Below are 19,838 nucleotides of genomic sequence, written 5' to 3'. Positions count from 1 at the left end.
GTCATGTCCCCAGGCGCGACACAAGCGCGCCAGACCGGCGTAAGCGCCGCGCAATGGAAGGTCATCGTCGCCACGTCGGTGGGCAACGCATTGGAATGGTTCGACTTCGCGGTCTACGGCTTCTTCGCCGGGGTCATCGGAAGACTCTTCTTCCCAAGTGACGATGAGACGGCCTCGTTGCTTCTTTCCTTCGCCACCTTCGGTGTCGCCTTCCTGATGCGGCCGCTGGGCGCGATCCTGATCGGAAGCTACGCGGACCGGAAGGGACGCAAGGCGGCGCTGAACCTGTCCATCCTCATGATGATGATCGGGACGGCGATCATCGTCGTTCTTCCGACCTATCAGACGATCGGAATTGCAGCACCGATCCTGATGACGGTCGCACGGATGATCCAAGGGCTTTCAGCCGGCGGAGAGTTCGGCAGCGCCACGGCATTGCTGGCCGAACAGGACCCGGCGCGGCGCGGGTTCTTCGCCAGCTGGCAGGTCGCCAGCCAGGGGCTGATGATCATGCTCGCCGCAGCCTTCGGCATCGCCATGTCGGCCAGCCTGTCGGCGGACGCGATGGGCGATCTGGGCTGGCGCATTCCGTTCCTGTTCGGCCTTTCTATCGGGCCGATCGCCGTCTACATCCGCCGCAGGATCGACGAATCGCCCGAGTTCAATCCGGACAATGTTGCGGACCGGCCGCTGCGCACCGTTCTGGTCGATCAGACGCCACGTCTGGCGCTGGGGATCGCCACCGTCATTCTCGCTACGGTCTCGGCCTATCTGGCGCTCTTCATGCCCACCTTCGCCATCCGGCAGCTGGGTGTCCCGGCCTCGGCCGCTTTCAGCGCCGTCGCCCTGATCGGAGTCATCCAGCTTTGCCTCGCGCCGGTGTTCGGCGCCTGGTCCGACCGCGTCGGGCGCTTTGCCATCATGGCTCCGGCCGCGGCGCTATTCCTCGTCTGCATCTATCCGCTGTTCGTCTGGCTCGCCGCGGCCCCCACGGTCGAACGGCTGGTCGTCGTGCAGATCATTCTGGGCCTGCTCGCGACCGCCTATTTCGCCCCCCTCCCGGCATTGCTCGCAGAGCTGTTTCCGGCCGGAACCCGGACCAGCGGCCTTTCGCTCGCCTACAATTTCGCGGTGACGGTCTTCGGTGGATTCGCCCCTTTCATCATCACCTGGCTGATTTCCGCCAGCGGCAGCAAACTTGCCCCCAGCCTTTACGCCGGAGCGGCCGCTGCGGTCAGTCTGGTCGCCCTCATCGTACTGCGGGTGCGCTATTCGGCAATCGCCCCACCGATGACGACCTCTTCCGCACTTATGAGGGAACAACAGAAATGACCCGTTCGGCAGACCCGCAATCGATCGCGGATTACCGCGAGGCTGCCCGCCGCCGCCTGCCCAGGATGATCTTCGACTTCTATGATGGCGGCGCCGACAGCGAGAACACGCTGGCCTACAACCGTGCCGCCCTGGATGCCCGGCGGCTCCTGGGCTCCGCTCCTGTCGATGTCGGCCGGCGCAGCCAGAAGACGACGCTGTTCGGGCGGACGTTCGAAATGCCGCTGATCATCGGTCCGACCGGCCTTGCCGCCGCGGCCTGGCCGAAGGGGGATGCGGCCCTGGCACGGGCGGCCGGGCGGGCCGGCATCCCGTTCGTCATGAGCACTGCCGGCACCTGCACGCAGGAAGAGGTCGCCGCAGCGGGCGACGGTGCCAAATGGATGCAGCTCTACCTCTTCAAAAATCGGGAATTCTCCGCCCGCATCGTCGACAAGGCCGACGAGCTTGGCTTCGAAGCGATCGAGGTCACCGTCGACAATGCAGTGGCGGGAAAGCGTCTGCGGGACGCACGCAACGGCTTCACCCTCCCCTTCCGCTGGACACCGGCGAACCTGGCGGGCCTGGCGCGGCATCCGGGCTGGAGCCTCCAGATGGCGCGTGCCGGCGCGCCGCGGCTGGAGGTGATGGCCGCCGGTCTCGGGTTGGAGCGGACCGACACGATTGCCGAATTGATGCAGAGCCAGCTCGATCCCTCGGTGTGCTGGGACGACATCGCGCGGCTGCGCGACCGCTGGAATAAGCCGCTGATCGTCAAGGGCGTGCTCGATCCCGCCCACGTCGCCCGCGCGCTGGCGATCGGAGTCGACGGGCTGGTGATCTCCAACCATGGCGGGCGCCAGCTCGACGGCGCCGTGGCTCCCATCGATACCCTGCCGGATTTCGTGGCCGAGGCGCGCGGGCGCCTGACCCTGCTGATCGACAGCGGCTTCCGCTCCGGTTGCGATATCGCCCGCGCTTTGGCGCTCGGCGCCGACGCGGTCCAGATCGGGCGGGCCACGCTCTATGCCCTGGCGGCTGGCGGCGAAGCCGCGGTCTTCCATGCCCTGGGCCTGCTGAAGGCCGAGCTCGACGTCGTCCAGGCGCTGACGGGGGCGGCCGCTATCGCCGATTTCCATCCCGGCATGATCCGCTCGCCGGCGCCTGATTCCGCCCTTGCGCGGCGCGATCCCGGCAGCCTGCTCCAGCCGTCCGGCTCCTTGGCCCTCCAAGCCTGAAGGGGGAGGGTCAGCGGCAGGCGGTCAGCCTGCCGGACTGCGGGACCTGTTCGGGAAGGCGACGGGCCGCACGGTGGACGACGACCAACTCATGCTTGCGTGACCGCGGCAAAGGAACGAAAATCCGACCATCATGCAGAAGAAGCGCTCCGCCAAGGCCCCGGAGAAATCCGGCGACCAACGCCTCCATCTCGACCAGTGGCTTCCCTATCGCCTGTTCATCATCGCGGCGCGGGTGGCCGAACCGCTGGCCGATTACTACGGCCCCCGCTACGGCCTGTCACAGGCGGCCTGGCGCATTCTGGCGACCGTGGGCGACAAGCCGGGAATGAGCGCGCGGCAAATCCGCCACGCCGCGGGCCTCGATCAGTTCGCCACCAGCCGCGCGATTGCCCAGTTGTGCGAGCTTGGCTATGCGGAGCGCAACGCCGCGGAACGCGACAAGCGGCGGGCCGAGGTCCACCTGACGCGGCAAGGTCAAACCGTTCTCGATGACCTGACGAAGATCTGCCTTTCGATCGAGAACGAGCTGTGGGCCGGTCTTAGTGAAAAGCAAAGAGGCGAACTCAGTGCGCTGCTCGATGTGATCGACAAGGGCAGCGTCGGCATTGCCTCCCGTGGACTGCGGGGGATCGCCGGCGATGCTCCCGCCGAAAGCGTCCCGGACGATCGATAGGATCGGGCCAATAGGATCGGGCCGGCGAGCAGTCGGCGTCGGAGGCGCCGTGCCCGGATACCGGCCGGGATGCTGGCAGGGACCGCGGCGATCGCCCCGCGATTTGTCAATCTGGAGGGTTCCAAAACATGCTCGACCCCAAGTCGGTACCGCTGTCCCCTGCCCGACGCGCGGGCAATCTGCTGTTCCTTTCCGGTCAGGTCGCCTTCGACGAGGCGGGGCGGATGGCCCCGCCGGACATCGAAACGCAGACCCGGCAGATCTTCAGGAATATCGAAGCTGTCCTCAATGCGAACGCCGCGTCGCTTGGCGATGTGGTCTCCGCCAGCGTCTTCCTGGCGAACGAGAAGGATTTCCAGCCCTTCAACGCCGTCTACGCGCGCTATTTCCCCGCCAATCCTCCCACCCGGACGACGGTGATCGCGCAGTTGCTGGCCGGGGCGATCGTGGAAATCACCGTCGTAGCGGATTTGGGCACCGAACCGGACGCTTGAACGCGGCGCGGGCCCCTGCGGGGGTCCGCCGCGACGCGGTTTGCAGAAAGCATGTCCGGGGCGGACCCGTCAGGCGGCGGAGGCCGCCGGTTTCCCGTTTGCCGCCGACAGGCCGATGAAGCCGTTGAGGAACAGGTCGCCGATCCGGTCCGCCAGTTCGCCGGGTGCCAACGGCCCCTTCTGGTCGAACCAGGTATAGGTCCAGTTGACCATCCCATAGAACAGCATGGCATAGACCTTCTGCGCCTGCCGCTCGTCGAGCAGTCCAGGATTGAGATCGCGCAGCAGGCGGATCAGATGCTCCACCATGCGGCGCTCCAGAGCACGGATTTCGTCCTGCTGCTGCGGCGGCAGGTTGCCGATGTCGTTCAGCAGCACGACGTGCTTGCTGCGCGCCTCGGCATAGATATCCATGATCTCGTGCAGGAACTTGCGGAACCGCTTCTCCGGCGCATCCGCCTCGTCGAACACCTCCACGGCACGGACCAGGATCTCCTTGATGTGGGTCGACAGGATGGCGAAAAGGATCGCCTCCTTCGATTTGTGGTAGTGATAGAGCCAGGATTTCGATGCGCCGCAGGCCACCGCCACCTCATTGATGGACGTGCTGGCAAAGCCCCTGCTGGCGAACAGATCGGCGGCGGTGTCCAGGATCAACTGCTGCTTGTCGTCGAAATCGATTGCGCGCGTGCGGGCCACGGCCAAAAACTCCTTCTCTGCAAAATCCGACCGCTCAGTCGGGATATCGCGCCGTGCCCGTCGGCTTGTCAAGTCCGGTAAACTTTTCCACGCAGCCCGTCATCACCCCGCGTGCATACGGCCGAAAAGTCCGGCAACTTCGGTGTTGAGCGCGTGGATCACGGCGGCCACGCCGCCGGATCCGTTATGATGGACGCCCTTCTGAAACCGGATTGCGGAAATCGACGCCGACGCACCGTGCTCTAGCTCCCAGCAGTCCGCAGCCGGGGATGCGGAGCCGGGACAACGTCCTCGTTCGACGGCGCCGGATTCCGCCTTGCGGGTGCCGAGGTAGGAATCGACGACGCGGGGATCGCGGGCCACGGCTTCGGCCGGTCCCTCCAGCATGATGCTGCCCGTCTCCATCACATAGGCGTAGTCGGCGACCGCGAGCGCCGCCCGCGCATTCTGCTCGATCAGCAGGATCGACACCCCGTGATCGCGCAGGCCCGCCACGGCGGCGATGATCTCCTTGGTCACCAGCGGCGCCAGACCCAGACTGGGTTCGTCGAGCATCAGCAGCTTCGGCTTCGCCATCAGGGCGCGGCCCAGCGCCAGCATCTGCCGCTCGCCGCCGGATAGGGTGTTGGCGGTCTGGCGCCTGCGCTCCTTCAGCCGGGGGAACAGGGCGAACACTTCCTCCAGGCTTTGCCCGGCCGAATAGCCGCGGTCCCGCCGGCGGCTGAAGCCGCCGAGCCTCAGATTGTCCTCCACCGGCATGGTGCCGAACAGATCGCGGCTTTCCGGGACGAGGCAGAGGCCGGCGCCGATGCGTTCCTGCACCGACAGGGCTGCATTGGGCCAGCGCGGGAAAGCGATGCGCCCGGTGTGCGGCAGCAGCCCCATCAGCGCCGACAGCAAGGTGGTCTTGCCTGCCCCGTTGGCGCCGACGACGGTGACGACCTGCCCCTCGTGGATGCGGACGGAGAGGCCGTGCAGCGCCTCCACCCGGCCGTAGCACACGCGCAAATCCTCGGTCTCGGCAAGAATGCTCGCAGCCATCACTCGGCTCCCAGATAGGCCAGTTGCACATCGGGGTTGGCCTGGACGTCGCGCGGCGCACCCTCGGCCAGCTTCTGGCCGTAATGCATGACTACCAGCCGGTCGGTGATCCCCAGGATGAATTCCATGTCGTGCTCGACCAGCAGCACCGCGACCCCTTCGTCGCGCAGCCGCAGCAGCAGCCGGGCGAGCGCCTGCTTCTCCTTGTAGCGCAGACCGGCTGCCGGCTCGTCGAGCAGGAGGACCACCGGATCGACCGCCAGTGCGCGGGCAATCTCCAGGACACGCTGTTGGCCGAGTGGCAGGTTGGCCGCCAGTTCGTCGCGCTGCGTCCACAGTCCGACCCGCTCCAGCTGATGCGCCGCCTCGGCGAGCAGACGGGCCTCCTCCGCCCGGTCCAGCCTCAGGAAGGAGCGGAGCAGCCCGCTGCGCCCCCGCAGATGAGCGCCCAGCGCCGCGTTCTCCAGCACCGTCATCGACGGCACCAGCTTGACGTGCTGAAAGGTCCGCGCAATGCCGCAGGATGCTATGGCACGGCTGCGCAACCGGTCGATGCGGCGGCCGAGGAAGCGGATCTCGCCGGCGCTGGCGTTCAGCACGCCGCTGATCAGGTTGAACATGGTGCTCTTGCCCGCCCCGTTGGGGCCGAGCAGGCCGAGGATGCCGCCGGCCTCCACCTGAAAGGACAGCCGGTTGACCGCCACCAGACCACCGAAATTCTTCTGCACCCCCTCGATGCTCAGCACTGGCTCGCCGCGCGCCGGGAGGGTGCGGATGCCGGGCATCGCCATGGGCGCCACAGCGGAGGCCGGACGGCGGACGCCCAGCCGCTCGATCAGCCAGGGCCATAGCCCTTGCCTGGCCCGCTGCAGCACCAGCAGCATCAGGATACCGAACGCCACGATCTCGAAATTGCCGGTCTGGCCGAGCAGGGCGGGCAGCGTGTCCTCCAGCACTTGGCGCAGCAGGGTGACGACGACGGCGCCGACGATGGCACCCCAGACGCTGGATGCGCCGCCGATCACCGCCATGAATAGGTATTCAATCCCCATATGGATGCCGAAGGGCGTCGGATTGACGAAGCGCTGATCGTGGGCATAGAGCCAGCCGGCCAGGGCGGCCAGCATTGCGGCCAGCGTGAACACGGCGATCTTCAGCCGCGCCGGATTGGCCCCGACGCTCTCGGCCAGCGCCCCGCCATGGCGGATCGAACGGATCGCCCGGCCGATCCGCGAGTCCAGCAGGTTCAGAACCCCCCGGAAGCTGGCGGCGGCACACAGGAGGATGACGTAGTACATCGGTACCTCGCCCCGGAGGTCGAAGCCGGCCAGGGTCAGGGGCGGAATGCCGGACAGCCCGTTGAAGCCGCCGAACCAGGGCAGATTCCCGACCAGATAGAAGAGGCTTATCCCCCAGGCGAGCGACGCGATGGCCAGGAAATGGCCGCTCATCCGCAAGGTCACCGCTCCGATCGCCGCCGCCGACGCTCCGGTCAGGAGCAGGGCGATGGGAAGCGTGAGCCAGGGGGAAAGCTGCCACCTAGTCGTCAGATAGGCGGTCGTGTAAGCGCCCATCCCGACGAAGGCGGCCTGCCCGAAGGAAACCAGCCCGGTCACGCCGGTCAGCAGGGTCAGGCCCAGCGTCACCAGCGAAGCGATCATGATGTAGCCGAGCAGCGCCACGTGATAGGGACCAAGCACCAGGGGAAGCAGCAGGGCGGCGGCAAGCCAGGGAAGCGGCCCTTTCAGGCACCGGGCATAGGGGCGGTCATTCATGGTCGTCATCCACCGTGAGATGGGCATAGGAACGCCAGAGCAGGATCGGGACGATCAGGGTGAAGACGATGACCTCCTTGTAGGCACTGGCCCAGAAGGAGGAGAATGCCTCCAACAGCCCCACCGCCAGCGCTCCCAGTGCGGCCGCCGGGTAGGCGGCAAGCCCGCCGATGATCGCCCCAACGAAGCCCTTGAGACCGAGGATGAAGCCGGAATCGTAGTAGATCGTGGTGACCGGCCCGATCAGGATGCCCGACAACGCCCCAATGGCGGCGGCCAGCGCGAAGGTGACCTGTCCGGCATAATCGGGACTGACGCCTACGAGCTGCGCGCCTCGCCGGTTGACCGCGGTCGCCCGCAAAGCCTTGCCCAGCAGCGTGAAGCCGAAGAAGGCGAAGAGCACGAGGTTGAGCGCCAGGCTGGCGGCGACGATCAGCAGCGTCTGGAACGCAACCGGCATCGCCAGGATTTCGGTCGAGCCGTCCAGGATGGCCGCGGTGCGCACCCCCTCCGGCCCGAACAGGTAGAGCCCGCTGCCGACCAGAACGAAATGCAACGCGATGGCGGCGATCAGAAGGTAGAGCGGACTGGCCATCGCCATCGGCTGGAACGCGACCCGGTAGAGGATGGGACCCAGCGTCGTGATCATGGCGCAGGTCAGAAGCACCTGGGCCGCCCATGGCAGGGCGTTTCCGACCAGCGCCGCTGCGGAAAGCGCGGCAGGCAGGGCGAGAAAGCTGAAGGCGGCCACCGCCAGTCCGCGGCGGGTCCGGCGGCGCCATGCGCCGTACAGCTCCATTGCGAAGGCAATTCCGCCGGCGATCAGCAGGATCCAGGCGAGGCCCGGCCGTTGCCCCTGCTCGAAACCAGCCAGTGTCAGCGCGGCGAAGGAGACGAACTCTCCCTGCGGCACCAGGACGATCCGCGTGACGGTGAACACCATCACCAGACAGACCGCCAGCAGCACATAGACGGCCCCGGTGGCCAGACCGTCCTGAACGAGAAAACCGAAGATCGACAGGTCCATGATCCGGCCTCTCCCAGAGTTGACTGGAGTGTTGCCTGGACAAATGCGGGCTGGACCGGCTTACCGGACCAGCCGCCAGGTGCCGCTCTCGATGCGGACCATCACCCGGCTGCGCTCGTCGAGACCGAGATGGTCGGTCGGGGACATGGTGTAGACACCGTTGGTCGCGACCACGTCCTTCACCTCCTCGATGGAATCGCGCAGCGCCTTGCGGAATTCCGACGTACCGGGCTTGGCGGTTTTCAAAGCGTTGGGAACCGCGGCCTTCAGGATCAGCGCGGCATCCCACAGATAGGCCGCGAAGGTTGAGCGCATGCCGGCGTTGGGCAGCGCCTCGTACAGTCGGACGAATTCCAGCGCCGGCGCCTTGGCCGGGTGGCTGTCGGGCAGCTGCTCCGCGACCAGAACCGGACCGGCGGGCAAAAGCGTGCCTTCCACATTCTTGCCGCCGACGCGCAGGAAGTCGTTATTGGCGATACCATGCGTCTGATAGACCGGCTTCTTGAAGCCGCGCTCGGCCAGCGTCGCCTGCGGCAGGACGGCCGGCGTGCCTGATGCGGCGACGAACACCGCGTCGGGATTGGCGCCGATCAATCGCAGGATCTGACCGGTGACGCTGGTGTCGGTCCGCTGGAAGCGTTCCGAGGCAACGATCTTGATGCCGTTGCGTTCGGCGAGCGCGCCAAGCGACTTTGCCCAGCCTTCGCCGTAGGCATCGTTGAAGCTGATGAAGCCGACGGAACGCACCCCATGCGAGGCCATGTGCTGGACGATCGCCTGGGCCATCTGCCCGTCGCTCTGCGGTGTCTTGAAAGCCCAGCGCCGCTTTTCATCGACAGGTTCCACGATCGCACCGGAACCGGCGAGGCTCAGCATCGGCGTGCCGGTTTCGGAGAGCTGGTCGAGCAGGGCCAGCGAGTTCGGCGTCAGGCTCGGCCCGACGATGATGTCGACCTTGTCCTCGCCGATCAGTTTCCTCGCATGCTTGACCGCGGTGGTGGTGTCCGATGCGTCGTCCAGCAGAATCCAGTTGACCTTCTCGCCGCCGAATTCTCTCGGCAGGATTTGTACGGTGCGCTGCTGCGTCACGCCGACCGACGCCGCCGGTCCTGTGGCGGAAACGATCACGCCAACCGTGAGATCGGCTTTGGCCGGGAAGCTCGACAACAACGCCGAGCCGATCGCCAAAGCGGTAAGCGTCTTCCTCTGGAGCTGCATCCAGCCGTCTCCTTCCCTGATTTGCGCGTTTTTCGCGTTGCCACGGCGTCATGCGCCGTCTGGGCATTGGCGCCCTTGCATCAAAACTATTATAGTCCGTCCGGTCGGTCAATAGTTGGTTGATGACACTGTCCGGGGATGGCTCTGTTGCAAAGTTTGATGGCAGGCGCGAGGTTATGGTGGTGATGGACGTTGGTGCACAAGGCCCGGGCGGGTGGAGGTCGGGAGGGCGAGCGGGTTTAGCGGCGGCCCGCGGAAGTCGAGCCGCTGATGCCGTACAAGGCCAATGAGACCCGCCGCCACAAGATCCCGCGGGCCCGGTGCCGTGTGGAGAACTGGTCAGCCTACGATGCGACGCTGCGTCGGCGCGGTGACCTGACGATCTGGGTGACGCCGGAGGCGATCGCCACCTGGACGCCGCCGGCTTCGGGCCGACGCGGGCGGCCAGCACGTTACTCCGACGTCGCCATCGAAGCGGGGCTGATGCTGCGTCTTGCGTTCGGCCGGCCATGGCGGCAGACCGAGGGTTTGCTGGGCTCGCTCATGCGCCCGCTCGGCCTGGATTTGACGGTTCCGGATCACACGACCTTCTCCCGGCGCAGCGCCAATCTGGAGGTCGCGTCAGCGCTGTCCAGGACGGACGGGCCAGTCAATGTGGTGATCGATCCGACCGGGCCGAAGGTGTTCGGGAAAGGCGAGCGGCACCTGGAAAAGCATGGAGGCCAGGCGCGCCGAAGCTGGAGCAAGTTCCACTTGGCGGTCGATCCCGATACCGGCGAGATCCTCGCCTCGGAGCTGACGACCATGCAGGACGGCGATGCCTCGCTGGTCGGCCAGCGGCTCGACCAGATCAAGCGCCCGATCGGCACGGTGCTGGCGGACAGCGCCTAATGACGGTGAGCCGGTCTACTGCGCTGTCGCCGCCCACACACCCGACACCGAGGTGATCATTCCACCGCGGTGCCGAGCGAGACCGCTGCCGGCGCCCCCAGCCAACGCGACGGCCACATCCGTGGGATTGCCGCGCGTGGTCGGCAGGGCTGGCAGCCGGACGTCCGCTACGGCCGCCGCTCCTTGGGCGAGGTCGCGATGATGCGCTACAAGCAACTGATCGGGCGCACCCTGCGCGCCCGGACTCTGCCCACGCAGAAGGCCGAGACCGCCTGTGGCTGCAAAGTCATGAACATCATGACCAGCTTGGGAATGCCCTCCTCCCGCAAGGGCGCCTGATCACCACCGGCCGCGGGTGGACTCTGCTCTCACGCCGAATTGTGCGCCAAAGTCGCGGCCGGCCGGAAGCGGCGGCTTGTGACGCAAAACGGCATCTGTCAAAGCTTCAGACGAGCGCCGGGTTCACTCCGGCAACCCAGCCAGTCTCAGCCCCTCCGCAAACCGCGTGATATCCTCGGTACGGTGGATCGGCAGCCACTCCTTGAGCGTGGAGACGCGCAAGGTCGGGTCGAGTGCGCGCAGCCCCCGCATCGCCTGCCGCGCGTCCTCCATCCGCCCGGCGAGCGCGTGGCTCGCCGCCGTCAGGGCGATAGCGACCAGGAGGCCGGGGAGGTTCCCCAACGCCTTGTCCGCCCAGGCTGCGGCGCAATCGTAGCGCCCGGCGAAGAAATGAGCGAGCGCCGTTCCTGCCTGCATCCGGAACATCTCCGGATCCAGCGGGCTCAGGCGGGCGGCATGGGCGAAATGCTCGCTCGCGCTTTCCGTTTCACCGCGGAAGGCGCGCAGGTAGCCGCCGAGGAACCAAGCCGGGGCGAAATTTGGGTTGAGCAACACGGCGCGGTCGATGAGCGCGATGCCGCCATCGAGATCGCCGGCGAAGTGACCGAGCGCGTGCCCGGCTCTCGTCAGGGCGACCGCGTCGTCGCGGCCGAACTCCACCGCCAGCCGCGCCAGCCGGACCCCCTCGGCGATCTCCCGGGGCCGGTCGGTCATCCAACCGTTCACCTTGCGCCAGAGATGGCACCAGGCCGCCCCGCCATAGGCCGATGCGAATTCCGGGTCGAGTTCGGTCGCCTTGTGGAACAGGGGCAGCGCCGCGTCGATCGCCTCGCGGGTTCCGCTGTGCAGCTTCGCCATGCCGCGGAGGTAGTAATCGTAGGCGTCCAGGCTTTCCGTCGGCTTGCGCTTTGCGCGCTCGATCTCCGCCCGCTCGAGCTGCGGCGAGATCGCGCCGACGACGCTTTCGGCGATCCGGTCCTGCAGTTCGAAAAGGTCGTCGAGCATGCCCTCGAAACGCTCCGCCCAGAGATGCGTCCCGCTTGTCGCGTCGATGAGCTGCCCGGTGATGCGCACCCTGTTCCCGGCCTTGCGGACGCTGCCTTCGAGCACGTAGCGGACGCCCAGCTCGCGGCCGACCTCCGTCACATCCACCGCCCGGCCCTTGTAGGCGAAGCTCGAGTTGCGCGCGATGACGAACAGCCAGCGGATGCGCGACAGGGCAGCGATGATGTCCTCCACCACCCCGTCGGCGAAATAGTCCTGCTCGGGGTCGCCGCTCAGGTTCTGGAAAGGCAGCACGGTGATCGAGGGCCTGCCCGGCAGGGCCGGACCGGACGGTGTCTCCCTGCCTTCGCCGGACGCGCGGCTGGCGATTTCCGCTCCGCCAGGCTGCCATGTCTCCCCGGTCGCGCCGCCTTCGATCGCCCCGACGAAGCGGAACCCCTTGCGGGGGACCGTGCGGACCAGGCGCTGCTCATCGCCGCTGTCGCCGATGGCCTTGCGGACCGCGTTGATGTGGCTGGTGATGGTCGATTCCGAGACGATCCGTCCGTTCCACACCGCCTCCAGCAGGTCGTCCTTGCTGACGACGCGGTCGTGGTTGCGGACGAGATGCAGCAGCAGGTCGAAGACCTGCGGGCCGACGCCCACGACCTGCCCGCGCAGGGTCAGTTCCCGGCGCTCCTGATCGAGCACACACTCTCCGAACGTGAACCGCAAGGTCGCCATCTCCCCGGGGCCGATGCCCCTCGGCTCCCTGTCCGGGACGACGGGCGAACGCTCCATGCCAGTGATAGCACAGCGGCGCATTGCCGGCTTCACCGTTCGCGTCAAGGCGCGCCGCCTGGCTCGCTTGGACGGAAAAACAAGCGTTCTTGAACGGCAATCCAAGCCCGCCGCAAGGACTTCCCCGGTACGCCCAGGCATTCTCCATCCCATCGGCGGCGCTGGTTCCCGTCGGGAAAAGCGGAGAGACCCCATGAAGATCGTCGTCATCGGAGGCACCGGCCTCATCGGATCGAAGCTGGTGAAGACGCTGCGCGAACGCGGCCACGATGCGCTCGCAGCCTCCCCGAAGACGGGGGTGAACACCATCACCCGCGAGGGTCTGGCCCAGGCGATCGACGGAGCCGCCGTCGTCGTCGACGTGGCGAACGCGCCGGTGTGGGAGGACGAGGCCGTCCTCGACTTCTTCGAGACCTCGGGCCGCAACCTGCTCGCCGCCGAAGCGGCGGCCGGCGTCCGCCACCACGTCGCCCTCTCCATCGTCGGCAGCGAACGGCTTCCCGGCAACGGCTATTTCCGGGCGAAGGTCGCCCAGGAAAGTCTCGTCAAGGCGTCCGGCATTCCCCACACCATCCTGCGCGCCACGCAGTTCTTCGAATTCGTCGGCGGGATCGCGCAGTCGGCCATCGTCGGCGGGGAAATCCGCCTGTCGCCGGCGCTGATCCAGCCCATCGCCTCCGACGACGTGGTGGCGGCGCTCGCCGACGTCACCCTCGCGCCTCCGGTCGGCGGCACGCTCGAGGTCGCCGGTCCGGAGGCGATCCCGCTCGACGATCTGGTCCGGCGCTTCCTGCTGGCGACGAAGGACACGCGCAAGGTCGTGCCGGACATCCACGCGCGCTACTTCGGCGACGTTCTCAACGATCAATCGCTGACCCCCGGCCGGAACCCCCGCCTCGGCACCGTCCGGTTCGAGGACTGGCTTGGCCGGCAGACCGCGCGCTGAAGGACTTCGAAGACACCCCCGCGGCGGCCATCGGCCGGCGAAGCGGGCACCGCAATCGATCATATCCAGTAAAGGTAAAGAACATGGCACGCTTGGCTTGGCACGAGGTCGCGCCCAATGGTGCGAAGGCTCTGTTCGGCGTTCATCACTACGTCACGAAGAGCACCAACCTGCCCGAGGAACTCATCCACCTGGTGTTCCTCAGGGTCTCGCAGATCAACGGCTGCGCCCACTGCATCGATCTGCACAGCCGCGACCTCCGCAAGACGATGTCGGTCGACAAGGTCACGCTGGTGCCGGTGTGGGAGGAGGTCCCGCATTTGTTCTCCGATACCGAGCGCGCGGCCCTGGCCTGGGCCGAGGAGGTGACCCGCGTCAGCGAAACCCACGCGTCGGACGCTGCCTATGCGGCGGCTTCTGCGGCGTTCGAGCCGAAGGATTCTGGTCGATCTCACCATCGCCATCGCCGCGATGAACGCCTTCAACCGGCTGGGTGCCCCCTTCCGTCTCCCAGTGGCTGCCAAGGCCTGAGCGGATGCGGAGGGGAGCGGCAGCGATCGGCCGCCGCTCCCCTCCGGGGACACCCCGACGCGGCGGTGGCGGCCGGTCACACCCAACAGGGAATGAGGAAATGGACAGGATCGAGGGCAGGGGGGCCGCCGTCGCCGATGCAAGCGTCACCGGCGACCGTTCCGCGGTCGGCGCCGCTGCGGCGCCCCCCGGAAAAAACAGGACGGCAGGCGTGCTGCTATGCCTCGGCGCAGTACTGTCAACTTCACGGTCGGTTGGTGAACTGACGGTCTGAACAACCTGCGTTCTGGATGTTTCAGGCGGTCAGTGCGATGCCGGTCCCCTCGCACCAGATGGTGAAGGCGCGAGCTCGGGCGGCACGTTACCACTTGGCGGAGATCAGATGGAAGCGCAACTGCAAATGGTTGTGGATTGGGTAGCAGGTGAAGAAAATCGTTAGGCATGCCTAACGGACTTGAACCGCCCCATGTGCCGTTCGCGCCGGCGGGTCGGCTGATGCGAGACTTCGCAGGCGTTGTTCAGATATCGGCTTTGTCGGTATTCGCCGCCGATCTTCAGATCCGACTTCGCTGCCGCGTATGACTTCAGCTTGTCAAGCACGACGACACGCGGGTCGCACCACAACCCTTTTAGTAGCTTGCGAAAAAGCGTTTGGCCGCCTTCTTGTTGCGCCGGCTCTGGAGCATGATGTCGAGGACCACGCCGTTCTGGGCGATGGCCCGTCACAAACAGTGCTGTTTGCCGCGAATGCGGATGAACACCTCGTCCAGCAACCACTTGCCGCCCGGCCAGGGTCAACGGCGTTTGAGCGTGGTAGCAAACTCCCGGCCAAAGCGCAGGCCCCACTCCCGGATAGTCTCGTAGCTTACCTCGATGCCGCGCGCCGCCAGGATCAGCTCGATTTCGCGCAGGCTCAGGCTGAAGCAGCGATACAGCCACACCGCATCGCTGATGATCTCGGCCGGGAAGCGGAAGCCGCGGTACGGGTTCGACAACGCGCCCATGCCTTGGAACCTGCCGTATCGGGCCACCAACCGCCAACCTGACAGTGAGCGCAACTCGACCGCCTCGGCGGTGTCTGTTGCGAGGGCTACGACGTCGCCACGGTGCACACCGGAGAAATCGGGGCAGGGCGTCCATCCCTGGGCCGACGACGACGCGCGGACCGAGCGGCTGTGGCACCGGTCGGAAAAGCTAGGCGGGGCCTCGCTTCCCTAAGCCGCCCCGGTACCGCTCACTCACGCACCCCGCTTCATCCGAGGTGGCGATGAAGCCCCGATCGATCGCGGTCAAGAGCCCGGCTCCGCCTCCACCCGCCCTGCGGTATGGAAAACGGGAGGCTGCGGAAGGCCGAGCATCGACGCCATGCTTCGGCGATGCCGGACGATGTCGGCCAGCGTGTAGTCGTCAAGGACAGCCAGGAACGCCTGCAACGCCTCATGCAGGGCGCTGCGCAGGTTGCAGGCAGGACTCAGCCGGCAGAGGGGCGCGTCCTGCAGCGCCCCCATGCAGTCCACGATGGCCATGTCCTGTTCGGTGTAGCGGACGACCTCGCCGATCCGGATCTGGTCGGCCGGGCGGCCGAGGCGCAGCCCGCCGTTCCGTCCCCTCACCGTTTCGATGTAGCCGCCGCGTCCGAGGTCGTGCGCCACCTTCATCAGGTGGTTCTTCGAGATGCCGTACACCTGCGCGATCTCGCTGATGGTCGGCAATCCCTCCTGCCGCACAGCGAGGTACATGAGCAGCCGCAGCGCGTAATCCGTATAGCTCGACAAGCGCATCGCCAATCAAACCTGCATAAATTCTACCTCATTATACCCGTACCGTTGAGAACCCGCAATCGACCGATCCGGCCGTTGCTTTCCACGCCGGCATTACAATGGCGGCAATTCCGGTTGCGGGCCGAGCCGTTCATAGAGGTCGACCGGTTCTGTAAACCCTTTCAGGCTGTAGGTTCCGGCAAGCGCGGTGCGAGCAGGCGGCAGCATTTCGGCAAAGCGCCGGGACATCAGCAGCGGACGATCGGTAAGGCTGCCCACGGCTTGGATGCGGCTGACCAGATTCACATCGGGTCCGATCAAGGTGAAGTCCAGCCGTCGCCCCGACCCGATGTTGCCATAGCTCACCTCCCCGTAATGCAAGGCGATGGTCGCAGCCAACGGCGGATCGGTCGCGGCGAAGGCGGCGAGACGGGCGAAGGCCTCCTCGGCCGCGTGCAGCGCCGCCGCGCAGGCCGCTTCCGGCGGGCTGCCGGGGAAGAAAGCCAGGACGGCGTCCCCCATGAACTTCAGGACTTCACCACCGGCATCCGCCACGGCCGGCAACACCTGATCGAAATAGAGATCCAGCAGTTCCAGCACTCGGGCGCCCGGCAAACGGTTCGACAGGCTCGTAAAGCCGCGCATGTCGCACAGCATCAACGCCGTGTGCAGCGTCTCCATCTGGCCGCGCCGGATATGGCCGGCCAGGATGCGCCGGGCCGTTCCCGGACCGACGAATGTGTCGAGCAGCGTCAGCTCCACCTGCCGCAAGGTCCGCAGTTCGCAGCTGTTGCGCAGCGCCGGCAGAATCCGGTCCAGCGCGGCGCGTTCGCCGGCGGAGAATCCGCGCGGCTTCACCGTGCCGAAGGCGGCGGCGCTGGCCGGTCCATCGGCGGTGTCGAGCGGCACGATCAGCAGTTCGGACAGGCCGCGCCCGGCAAAGACGTCCATCAGCGGCCAGGGCGAACCCGTCGGATCGGTCGGCCGCACCAGCAATGTCTCGCCACTGTCCATCACCCGCCGCACCGGGCTGCCGAGAAAGCCGGCCGACACCTCCATGCCATGCTCCCGGTCGTGAATTTCCACCGGTTCGTTCGGAGCCCAGGCGACGGTGCGGCCGAGAATTTCCGGATGCAGCGTGCGCAGGTGCAGCGTCAACCGGTCGACGGGCAACCCGACCGACCGCAGGCGTCGTCCCAGCCCGGCGATGAACGCCGCTTCGTCCATGGCATGGCAATCATCGCCAGCCAGCCATTCCACGATGTCCAGGATCGGTGCGGAACCGTGAAGCCGGTGGCGTTCCCCGGCACCGGCAGGCCAGGGATGGGTGGTCGCCGGTCGGCTGGATAGGTGTCTCATGACCTCCCTCCGGATTGTCGGGCGAGAGCCGCCGTTCAATGGGCGCCGCCCCCGCCCAAATGGTCGGGTTTCTTCAGGAGCAGGGTCGCGAACAAGGCGACCAGCAGGGCGGTGCCCAGCAGGAAGAAGGCATCGCTGAACGCCATGACGAAGGCCTGTTTGCGCACCACCGCGCCGATGGCGACATAAGCGCGGCGCCCGGCGTCGAGCGGGTCGGTGATGCCGTGCGACTGGAAGTACCGGGTCAGCTGCTCGATGCGTGCGGCTGTCGCCGGCTCGAACAGCGACACCGCGTGCGACAGGATGTTGGAGTGGAACTGCTCGCGTTTCGTCAGGAAGGTCTGCAACAGGGCGATGCCGACGGCGCCTCCCAGGTTCCGCATCATGTTGAACAGGCCGGAGGCCGAGCCTGCATTCTCCTTCTCGATCCCGGCGGTCGCCACCGCCGACAGCGGCGCGAAGACCAACGCCTGCCCGACGGCGCGCACGATGTTCGGGACCAGCAGCTGGTCGGCGGCATAGGAGGCGGTCATGGCGATGTTCATGAAGGCGCTGCCGGCGAAGAGCGCAAAACCAACGGCGATCAGCAGGCGCGCATCGAACCGCTTCATCAGGCGCGGAACCAGCGGGATCAGCAGAAGCTGCGGCAGCCCGGTCCAGGCCAGCACGCCGCCGATCTGTTCCGCATTGTAGCCCTGGATGCGCGACAGGTAGACGGGCAGCACGAAGACGGATCCGTAGAGCGCCACGCCCAGCATGAAGTTCGCCAGGATGCCGAAGCCGAAGTTGCGACGCACCAGCAGCCGCAGATTCAGCAGCGGCCGGGCGCTGCGCAGCTCGATCCACAGGAACAGCCCCAGCGAGACCGCCGCCACGATGCTCAGCCGCAGGATGAAGGGGGAGCCGAACCAGTCCTCCTTGTTGCCCTCCTCCAGCACGGTCTGCAACGTGCCGAGCCCCACCGCCATCGTGACGATCCCCGGCCAGTCGCCCGTCTTCAGCAGACCGAGCTTCATGGGCGCTGGATCCAGCGAGAAGGCCAGCAGTCCGACCATCACGGCACCGGGGATCAGATTGACGTAGAAGATGTACTGCCAGCCCCAGTTTTCCGTCAGGTAGCCGCCAATGGTCGGCCCGATCGCCGGGGCGAAAGTCGCCGACAGGGCGAACAGGGCAAGCCCGGCGGACTGCTGCGCCTTTGGCAGAAGCGTGATGATGATGGTGAAGGCCATCGGGATCAGCACGCCGCCGCTGAAGCCCTGGATCGCGCGCAGGATGATCATCTGCTCCAGGTTGGCGGCAAAGGCGCAGAGGACGGAGAAGACAAGAAACAGCACCGCGTTGGTCAGCAGATAGCGGCGGATGGAGAAGACCTGGGCCAGCCAGCCGCTCAGCGGGATCACGATGATCTCGGCCACCAGATAGGCGGTGGAAATCCAGCCGCCGTCGTCGATGCCGGCGCCGATCGCACCCTGGATGTCTGCGAGCGACGCATTGACGATCTGGATGTTGAGCACCGCCATGAACGCGCCCAGCGTCGAGCCGGTCACGGCGAGCCAGTTGCGGGTGGAGGCGGTGCCGGCCGGGCCGGCTGCGGCAGGAATGGACATGGTGTTGGTCCTTTGTCCAGAGGGAGGCTCAGCCTGCGGGCGTCGCCGCTTCGCGGGTGTCGATGGTCGGCTCGACCGACATGCCGGGGCGCAGCAGGCCCGACAGGGGCCCCGGGTCCAGGACGATCCTCACGGGAATGCGCTGCACGATCTTGGTGAAGTTGCCGGTCGCGTTGTCCGGCGGCAGCAGGGCGAACTCCAGGCCGCTGGCCGGCGACAGGCTGTCGACATGGCCTCTCAGCTCGACGCCGGGGAAGCCGTCCACCGCGATCTCCACCGGCTGCCCGGCATGAACGCTGGTCAGCTGGGTTTCTTTGAAGTTCGCGACGACATAGACCGCCTGCAGCGGCACCACGGCCATCAGCTGCGTGCCGGTCTGCACATATTGGCCGATCCGCAGCGAGCGAGCGCCGACCGTGCCGGAGATCGGGGCGGCGATGACCGTGTAGGACAGGTTCAGCCGCGCCTGCTCCAGCGCGCTGCGGCTGCGGTCGCGCTGTGCCACGGCCTTGCCGCGCTCGGTGACCAGCACCGCGATCTTGTTTTCAGCGGCGGCCAGAGCGGCGTGGTCGCCGTTTACCTTGGCCTGTGCCTGCCCCAGGGTCGATTCCGCCTGCTGCGCCCGCTGTGTCGTGCCGTAGCCGGTCCGCATCAGGTTGCTGTACCGCGCGTTGTCCTTCTGCGCGAAAGCGAGGGCGACCTCGCTCGCCGCCACGTCGGCCTTCTCCTGCTCGATCAGTGACCGCTGCAGCACGATCTGGGCGTCCAGGTTGCGGATCGCCGCCTCGGCCGTCTCCAGGTCCGCCCGTGCCTGGTCCAGCGCGACGCGGAAATCACGGTCGTCGATCCGCGCGAGCGGCTGGCCGGCGACGACGCGCTCGTTGTCCTGCACCAGCACCTCGGCAATATAGCCGGACACCTTGGGCGCGATCACCGTGTGATCGGCTTTGACATAGGCGTCGTCGGTGCTTTCCAGATACCGCCCGACCGTCCAGTAGCGATAACCGGCGTTGCCGGCCGCGGCGACGATGCCGAGCAGAGCCAGCGCGAGCGCCATGCGCTTCACCGCCTTGCGCGTGCCGAGCGCGTCAGGCGCCGCTCCGGCCTCTTTGCCGTGAGTGAGTTCAACCATGGCACC

General features: G+C 66.8%; 14 protein-coding genes and 4 pseudogenes. 7 read left to right on the top strand and 11 right to left on the bottom strand.

Annotated elements, in window-relative coordinates; all coding sequences use genetic code 11:
- The first annotated feature begins 3 nt into the window (after positions 1–3).
- From ABNQ40_RS04895 to ABNQ40_RS04880, 4 genes are all read left to right on the top strand, one after another.
- Complete coding sequence (locus ABNQ40_RS04895; RefSeq protein ID WP_109490784.1) at positions 4–1,332, top strand: MFS transporter; 1,329 nt, start codon at positions 4–6, stop codon at positions 1,330–1,332.
- Positions 1,329–2,549, top strand: a complete 1,221-nt coding sequence (locus ABNQ40_RS04890) for an alpha-hydroxy acid oxidase (protein WP_109048599.1) — start codon at positions 1,329–1,331, stop codon at positions 2,547–2,549. Before ABNQ40_RS04895 ends, ABNQ40_RS04890 begins: the two co-directional genes overlap by 4 nt.
- A gap of 133 nt (positions 2,550–2,682) precedes the next feature.
- Positions 2,683–3,225, top strand: coding sequence for a MarR family winged helix-turn-helix transcriptional regulator (locus ABNQ40_RS04885; protein ID WP_109048598.1), 543 nt, complete (start codon positions 2,683–2,685; stop codon positions 3,223–3,225).
- A gap of 128 nt (positions 3,226–3,353) precedes the next feature.
- The gene (locus tag ABNQ40_RS04880) at positions 3,354–3,719 is read left to right on the top strand and encodes a RidA family protein (RefSeq protein ID WP_109048597.1); all 366 of its coding nucleotides are present in this window, start codon (positions 3,354–3,356) and stop codon (positions 3,717–3,719) included.
- 69 nt (positions 3,720–3,788) lie between these two features.
- Here ABNQ40_RS04880 and ABNQ40_RS04875 read toward each other — a convergent pair whose 3' ends face one another.
- From ABNQ40_RS04875 to ABNQ40_RS04855, 5 genes and pseudogenes are all read right to left on the bottom strand, one after another.
- Positions 3,789–4,418: a TetR/AcrR family transcriptional regulator gene (locus tag ABNQ40_RS04875; protein ID WP_158285542.1), complete on the bottom strand. Its 630-nt coding sequence runs from the start codon at positions 4,416–4,418 to the stop codon at positions 3,789–3,791.
- A 324-nt stretch (positions 4,419–4,742) separates the two neighbouring features.
- Positions 4,743–5,459: pseudogene (locus ABNQ40_RS04870) on the bottom strand (ABC transporter ATP-binding protein); the annotation flags it as partial.
- Positions 5,459–7,234, bottom strand: a complete 1,776-nt coding sequence (locus ABNQ40_RS04865; protein WP_109048594.1) for an ATP-binding cassette domain-containing protein — start codon at positions 7,232–7,234, stop codon at positions 5,459–5,461. The gene ABNQ40_RS04865 and the pseudogene ABNQ40_RS04870, both read right to left, overlap by 1 nt.
- Entirely contained in the window at positions 7,227–8,261 is a 1,035-nt protein-coding gene (locus ABNQ40_RS04860) for a branched-chain amino acid ABC transporter permease (protein WP_109048593.1), read from the bottom strand. The genes ABNQ40_RS04865 and ABNQ40_RS04860 overlap by 8 nt, the downstream gene beginning before the upstream one ends.
- Positions 8,262–8,321: 60 nt before the next feature.
- Positions 8,322–9,479 carry an ABC transporter substrate-binding protein gene (locus tag ABNQ40_RS04855; protein WP_109048592.1) on the bottom strand — a complete coding sequence of 386 codons (1,158 nt, stop codon included), beginning with the start codon at positions 9,477–9,479 and terminating at the stop codon, positions 8,322–8,324.
- Positions 9,480–9,749: 270 nt separating this feature from the next.
- Here ABNQ40_RS04855 and ABNQ40_RS04850 point away from each other — a divergent pair.
- Positions 9,750–10,709 (top strand): annotated as a pseudogene (locus tag ABNQ40_RS04850) (IS5 family transposase).
- Positions 10,710–10,832: 123 nt separating this feature from the next.
- On the opposite strand, the gene ABNQ40_RS04845 reads toward ABNQ40_RS04850, so the two are convergent.
- Positions 10,833–12,428 carry a winged helix-turn-helix domain-containing protein gene (locus ABNQ40_RS04845; RefSeq protein ID WP_109491060.1) on the bottom strand — a complete coding sequence of 532 codons (1,596 nt, stop codon included), beginning with the start codon at positions 12,426–12,428 and terminating at the stop codon, positions 10,833–10,835.
- A 259-nt stretch (positions 12,429–12,687) separates the two neighbouring features.
- Here ABNQ40_RS04845 and ABNQ40_RS04840 point away from each other — a divergent pair, with 259 nt between their 5' ends.
- Together ABNQ40_RS04840 and ABNQ40_RS04835 are read left to right on the top strand one after the other, a co-directional pair.
- Positions 12,688–13,440, top strand: coding sequence for an SDR family oxidoreductase (locus ABNQ40_RS04840; protein ID WP_109050830.1), 753 nt, complete (start codon positions 12,688–12,690; stop codon positions 13,438–13,440).
- Between the two features lie 83 nt (positions 13,441–13,523).
- Positions 13,524–13,971, top strand: a pseudogene (locus ABNQ40_RS04835) (carboxymuconolactone decarboxylase family protein).
- A gap of 295 nt (positions 13,972–14,266) precedes the next feature.
- Here the strand turns inward: ABNQ40_RS04835 and ABNQ40_RS04830 are convergent.
- From ABNQ40_RS04830 to ABNQ40_RS04810, 5 genes and pseudogenes are all read right to left on the bottom strand, one after another.
- Positions 14,267–14,975 (bottom strand): annotated as a pseudogene (locus tag ABNQ40_RS04830) (IS6 family transposase).
- 285 nt (positions 14,976–15,260) lie between these two features.
- The gene (locus ABNQ40_RS04825; RefSeq protein ID WP_109050828.1) at positions 15,261–15,752 is read right to left on the bottom strand and encodes an Rrf2 family transcriptional regulator; all 492 of its coding nucleotides are present in this window, start codon (positions 15,750–15,752) and stop codon (positions 15,261–15,263) included.
- Between the two features lie 93 nt (positions 15,753–15,845).
- Positions 15,846–17,090 carry an adenylate/guanylate cyclase domain-containing protein gene (locus tag ABNQ40_RS04820; RefSeq protein WP_391345648.1) on the bottom strand — a complete coding sequence of 415 codons (1,245 nt, stop codon included), beginning with the start codon at positions 17,088–17,090 and terminating at the stop codon, positions 15,846–15,848.
- 35 nt (positions 17,091–17,125) lie between these two features.
- Positions 17,126–18,700, bottom strand: a complete 1,575-nt coding sequence (locus ABNQ40_RS04815) for an MDR family MFS transporter (protein ID WP_109050826.1) — start codon at positions 18,698–18,700, stop codon at positions 17,126–17,128.
- A gap of 28 nt (positions 18,701–18,728) precedes the next feature.
- Positions 18,729–19,832, bottom strand: a complete 1,104-nt coding sequence (locus tag ABNQ40_RS04810) for an HlyD family secretion protein (protein ID WP_109050825.1) — start codon at positions 19,830–19,832, stop codon at positions 18,729–18,731.
- Positions 19,833–19,838: the final 6 nt, after the last annotated feature.

Origin of the sequence: Azospirillum sp. A23, assembly GCF_042938965.1 — a bacterium.
In the GTDB taxonomy this organism is placed as follows: Bacteria; Pseudomonadota; Alphaproteobacteria; order Azospirillales; family Azospirillaceae; genus Azospirillum; species Azospirillum melinis.
This window is presented reverse-complemented; position numbering and strand designations above follow the sequence as displayed.

Bases quoted from the DNA above. Each gene is read 5' to 3' on its own strand.
- ABNQ40_RS04895 (WP_109490784.1), top strand. From the start codon at position 4: ATGTCCCCAGGCGCGACACAAGCGCGCCAGACCGGCGTAAGCGCCGCG.
- ABNQ40_RS04890 (WP_109048599.1), top strand. From the start codon at position 1,329: ATGACCCGTTCGGCAGACCCGCAATCGATCGCGGATTACCGCGAGGCT.
- ABNQ40_RS04885 (WP_109048598.1), top strand. From the start codon at position 2,683: ATGCAGAAGAAGCGCTCCGCCAAGGCCCCGGAGAAATCCGGCGACCAA.
- ABNQ40_RS04880 (WP_109048597.1), top strand. From the start codon at position 3,354: ATGCTCGACCCCAAGTCGGTACCGCTGTCCCCTGCCCGACGCGCGGGC.
- ABNQ40_RS04865 (WP_109048594.1), bottom strand. From the start codon at position 7,234: ATGAATGACCGCCCCTATGCCCGGTGCCTGAAAGGGCCGCTTCCCTGG.
- ABNQ40_RS04860 (WP_109048593.1), bottom strand. From the start codon at position 8,261: ATGGACCTGTCGATCTTCGGTTTTCTCGTTCAGGACGGTCTGGCCACC.
- ABNQ40_RS04855 (WP_109048592.1), bottom strand. From the start codon at position 9,479: ATGCAGCTCCAGAGGAAGACGCTTACCGCTTTGGCGATCGGCTCGGCG.
- ABNQ40_RS04840 (WP_109050830.1), top strand. From the start codon at position 12,688: ATGAAGATCGTCGTCATCGGAGGCACCGGCCTCATCGGATCGAAGCTG.
- ABNQ40_RS04825 (WP_109050828.1), bottom strand. From the start codon at position 15,752: ATGCGCTTGTCGAGCTATACGGATTACGCGCTGCGGCTGCTCATGTAC.
- ABNQ40_RS04820 (WP_391345648.1), bottom strand. From the start codon at position 17,090: ATGAGACACCTATCCAGCCGACCGGCGACCACCCATCCCTGGCCTGCC.
- ABNQ40_RS04815 (WP_109050826.1), bottom strand. From the start codon at position 18,700: ATGTCCATTCCTGCCGCAGCCGGCCCGGCCGGCACCGCCTCCACCCGC.
- ABNQ40_RS04810 (WP_109050825.1), bottom strand. From the start codon at position 19,832: ATGGTTGAACTCACTCACGGCAAAGAGGCCGGAGCGGCGCCTGACGCG.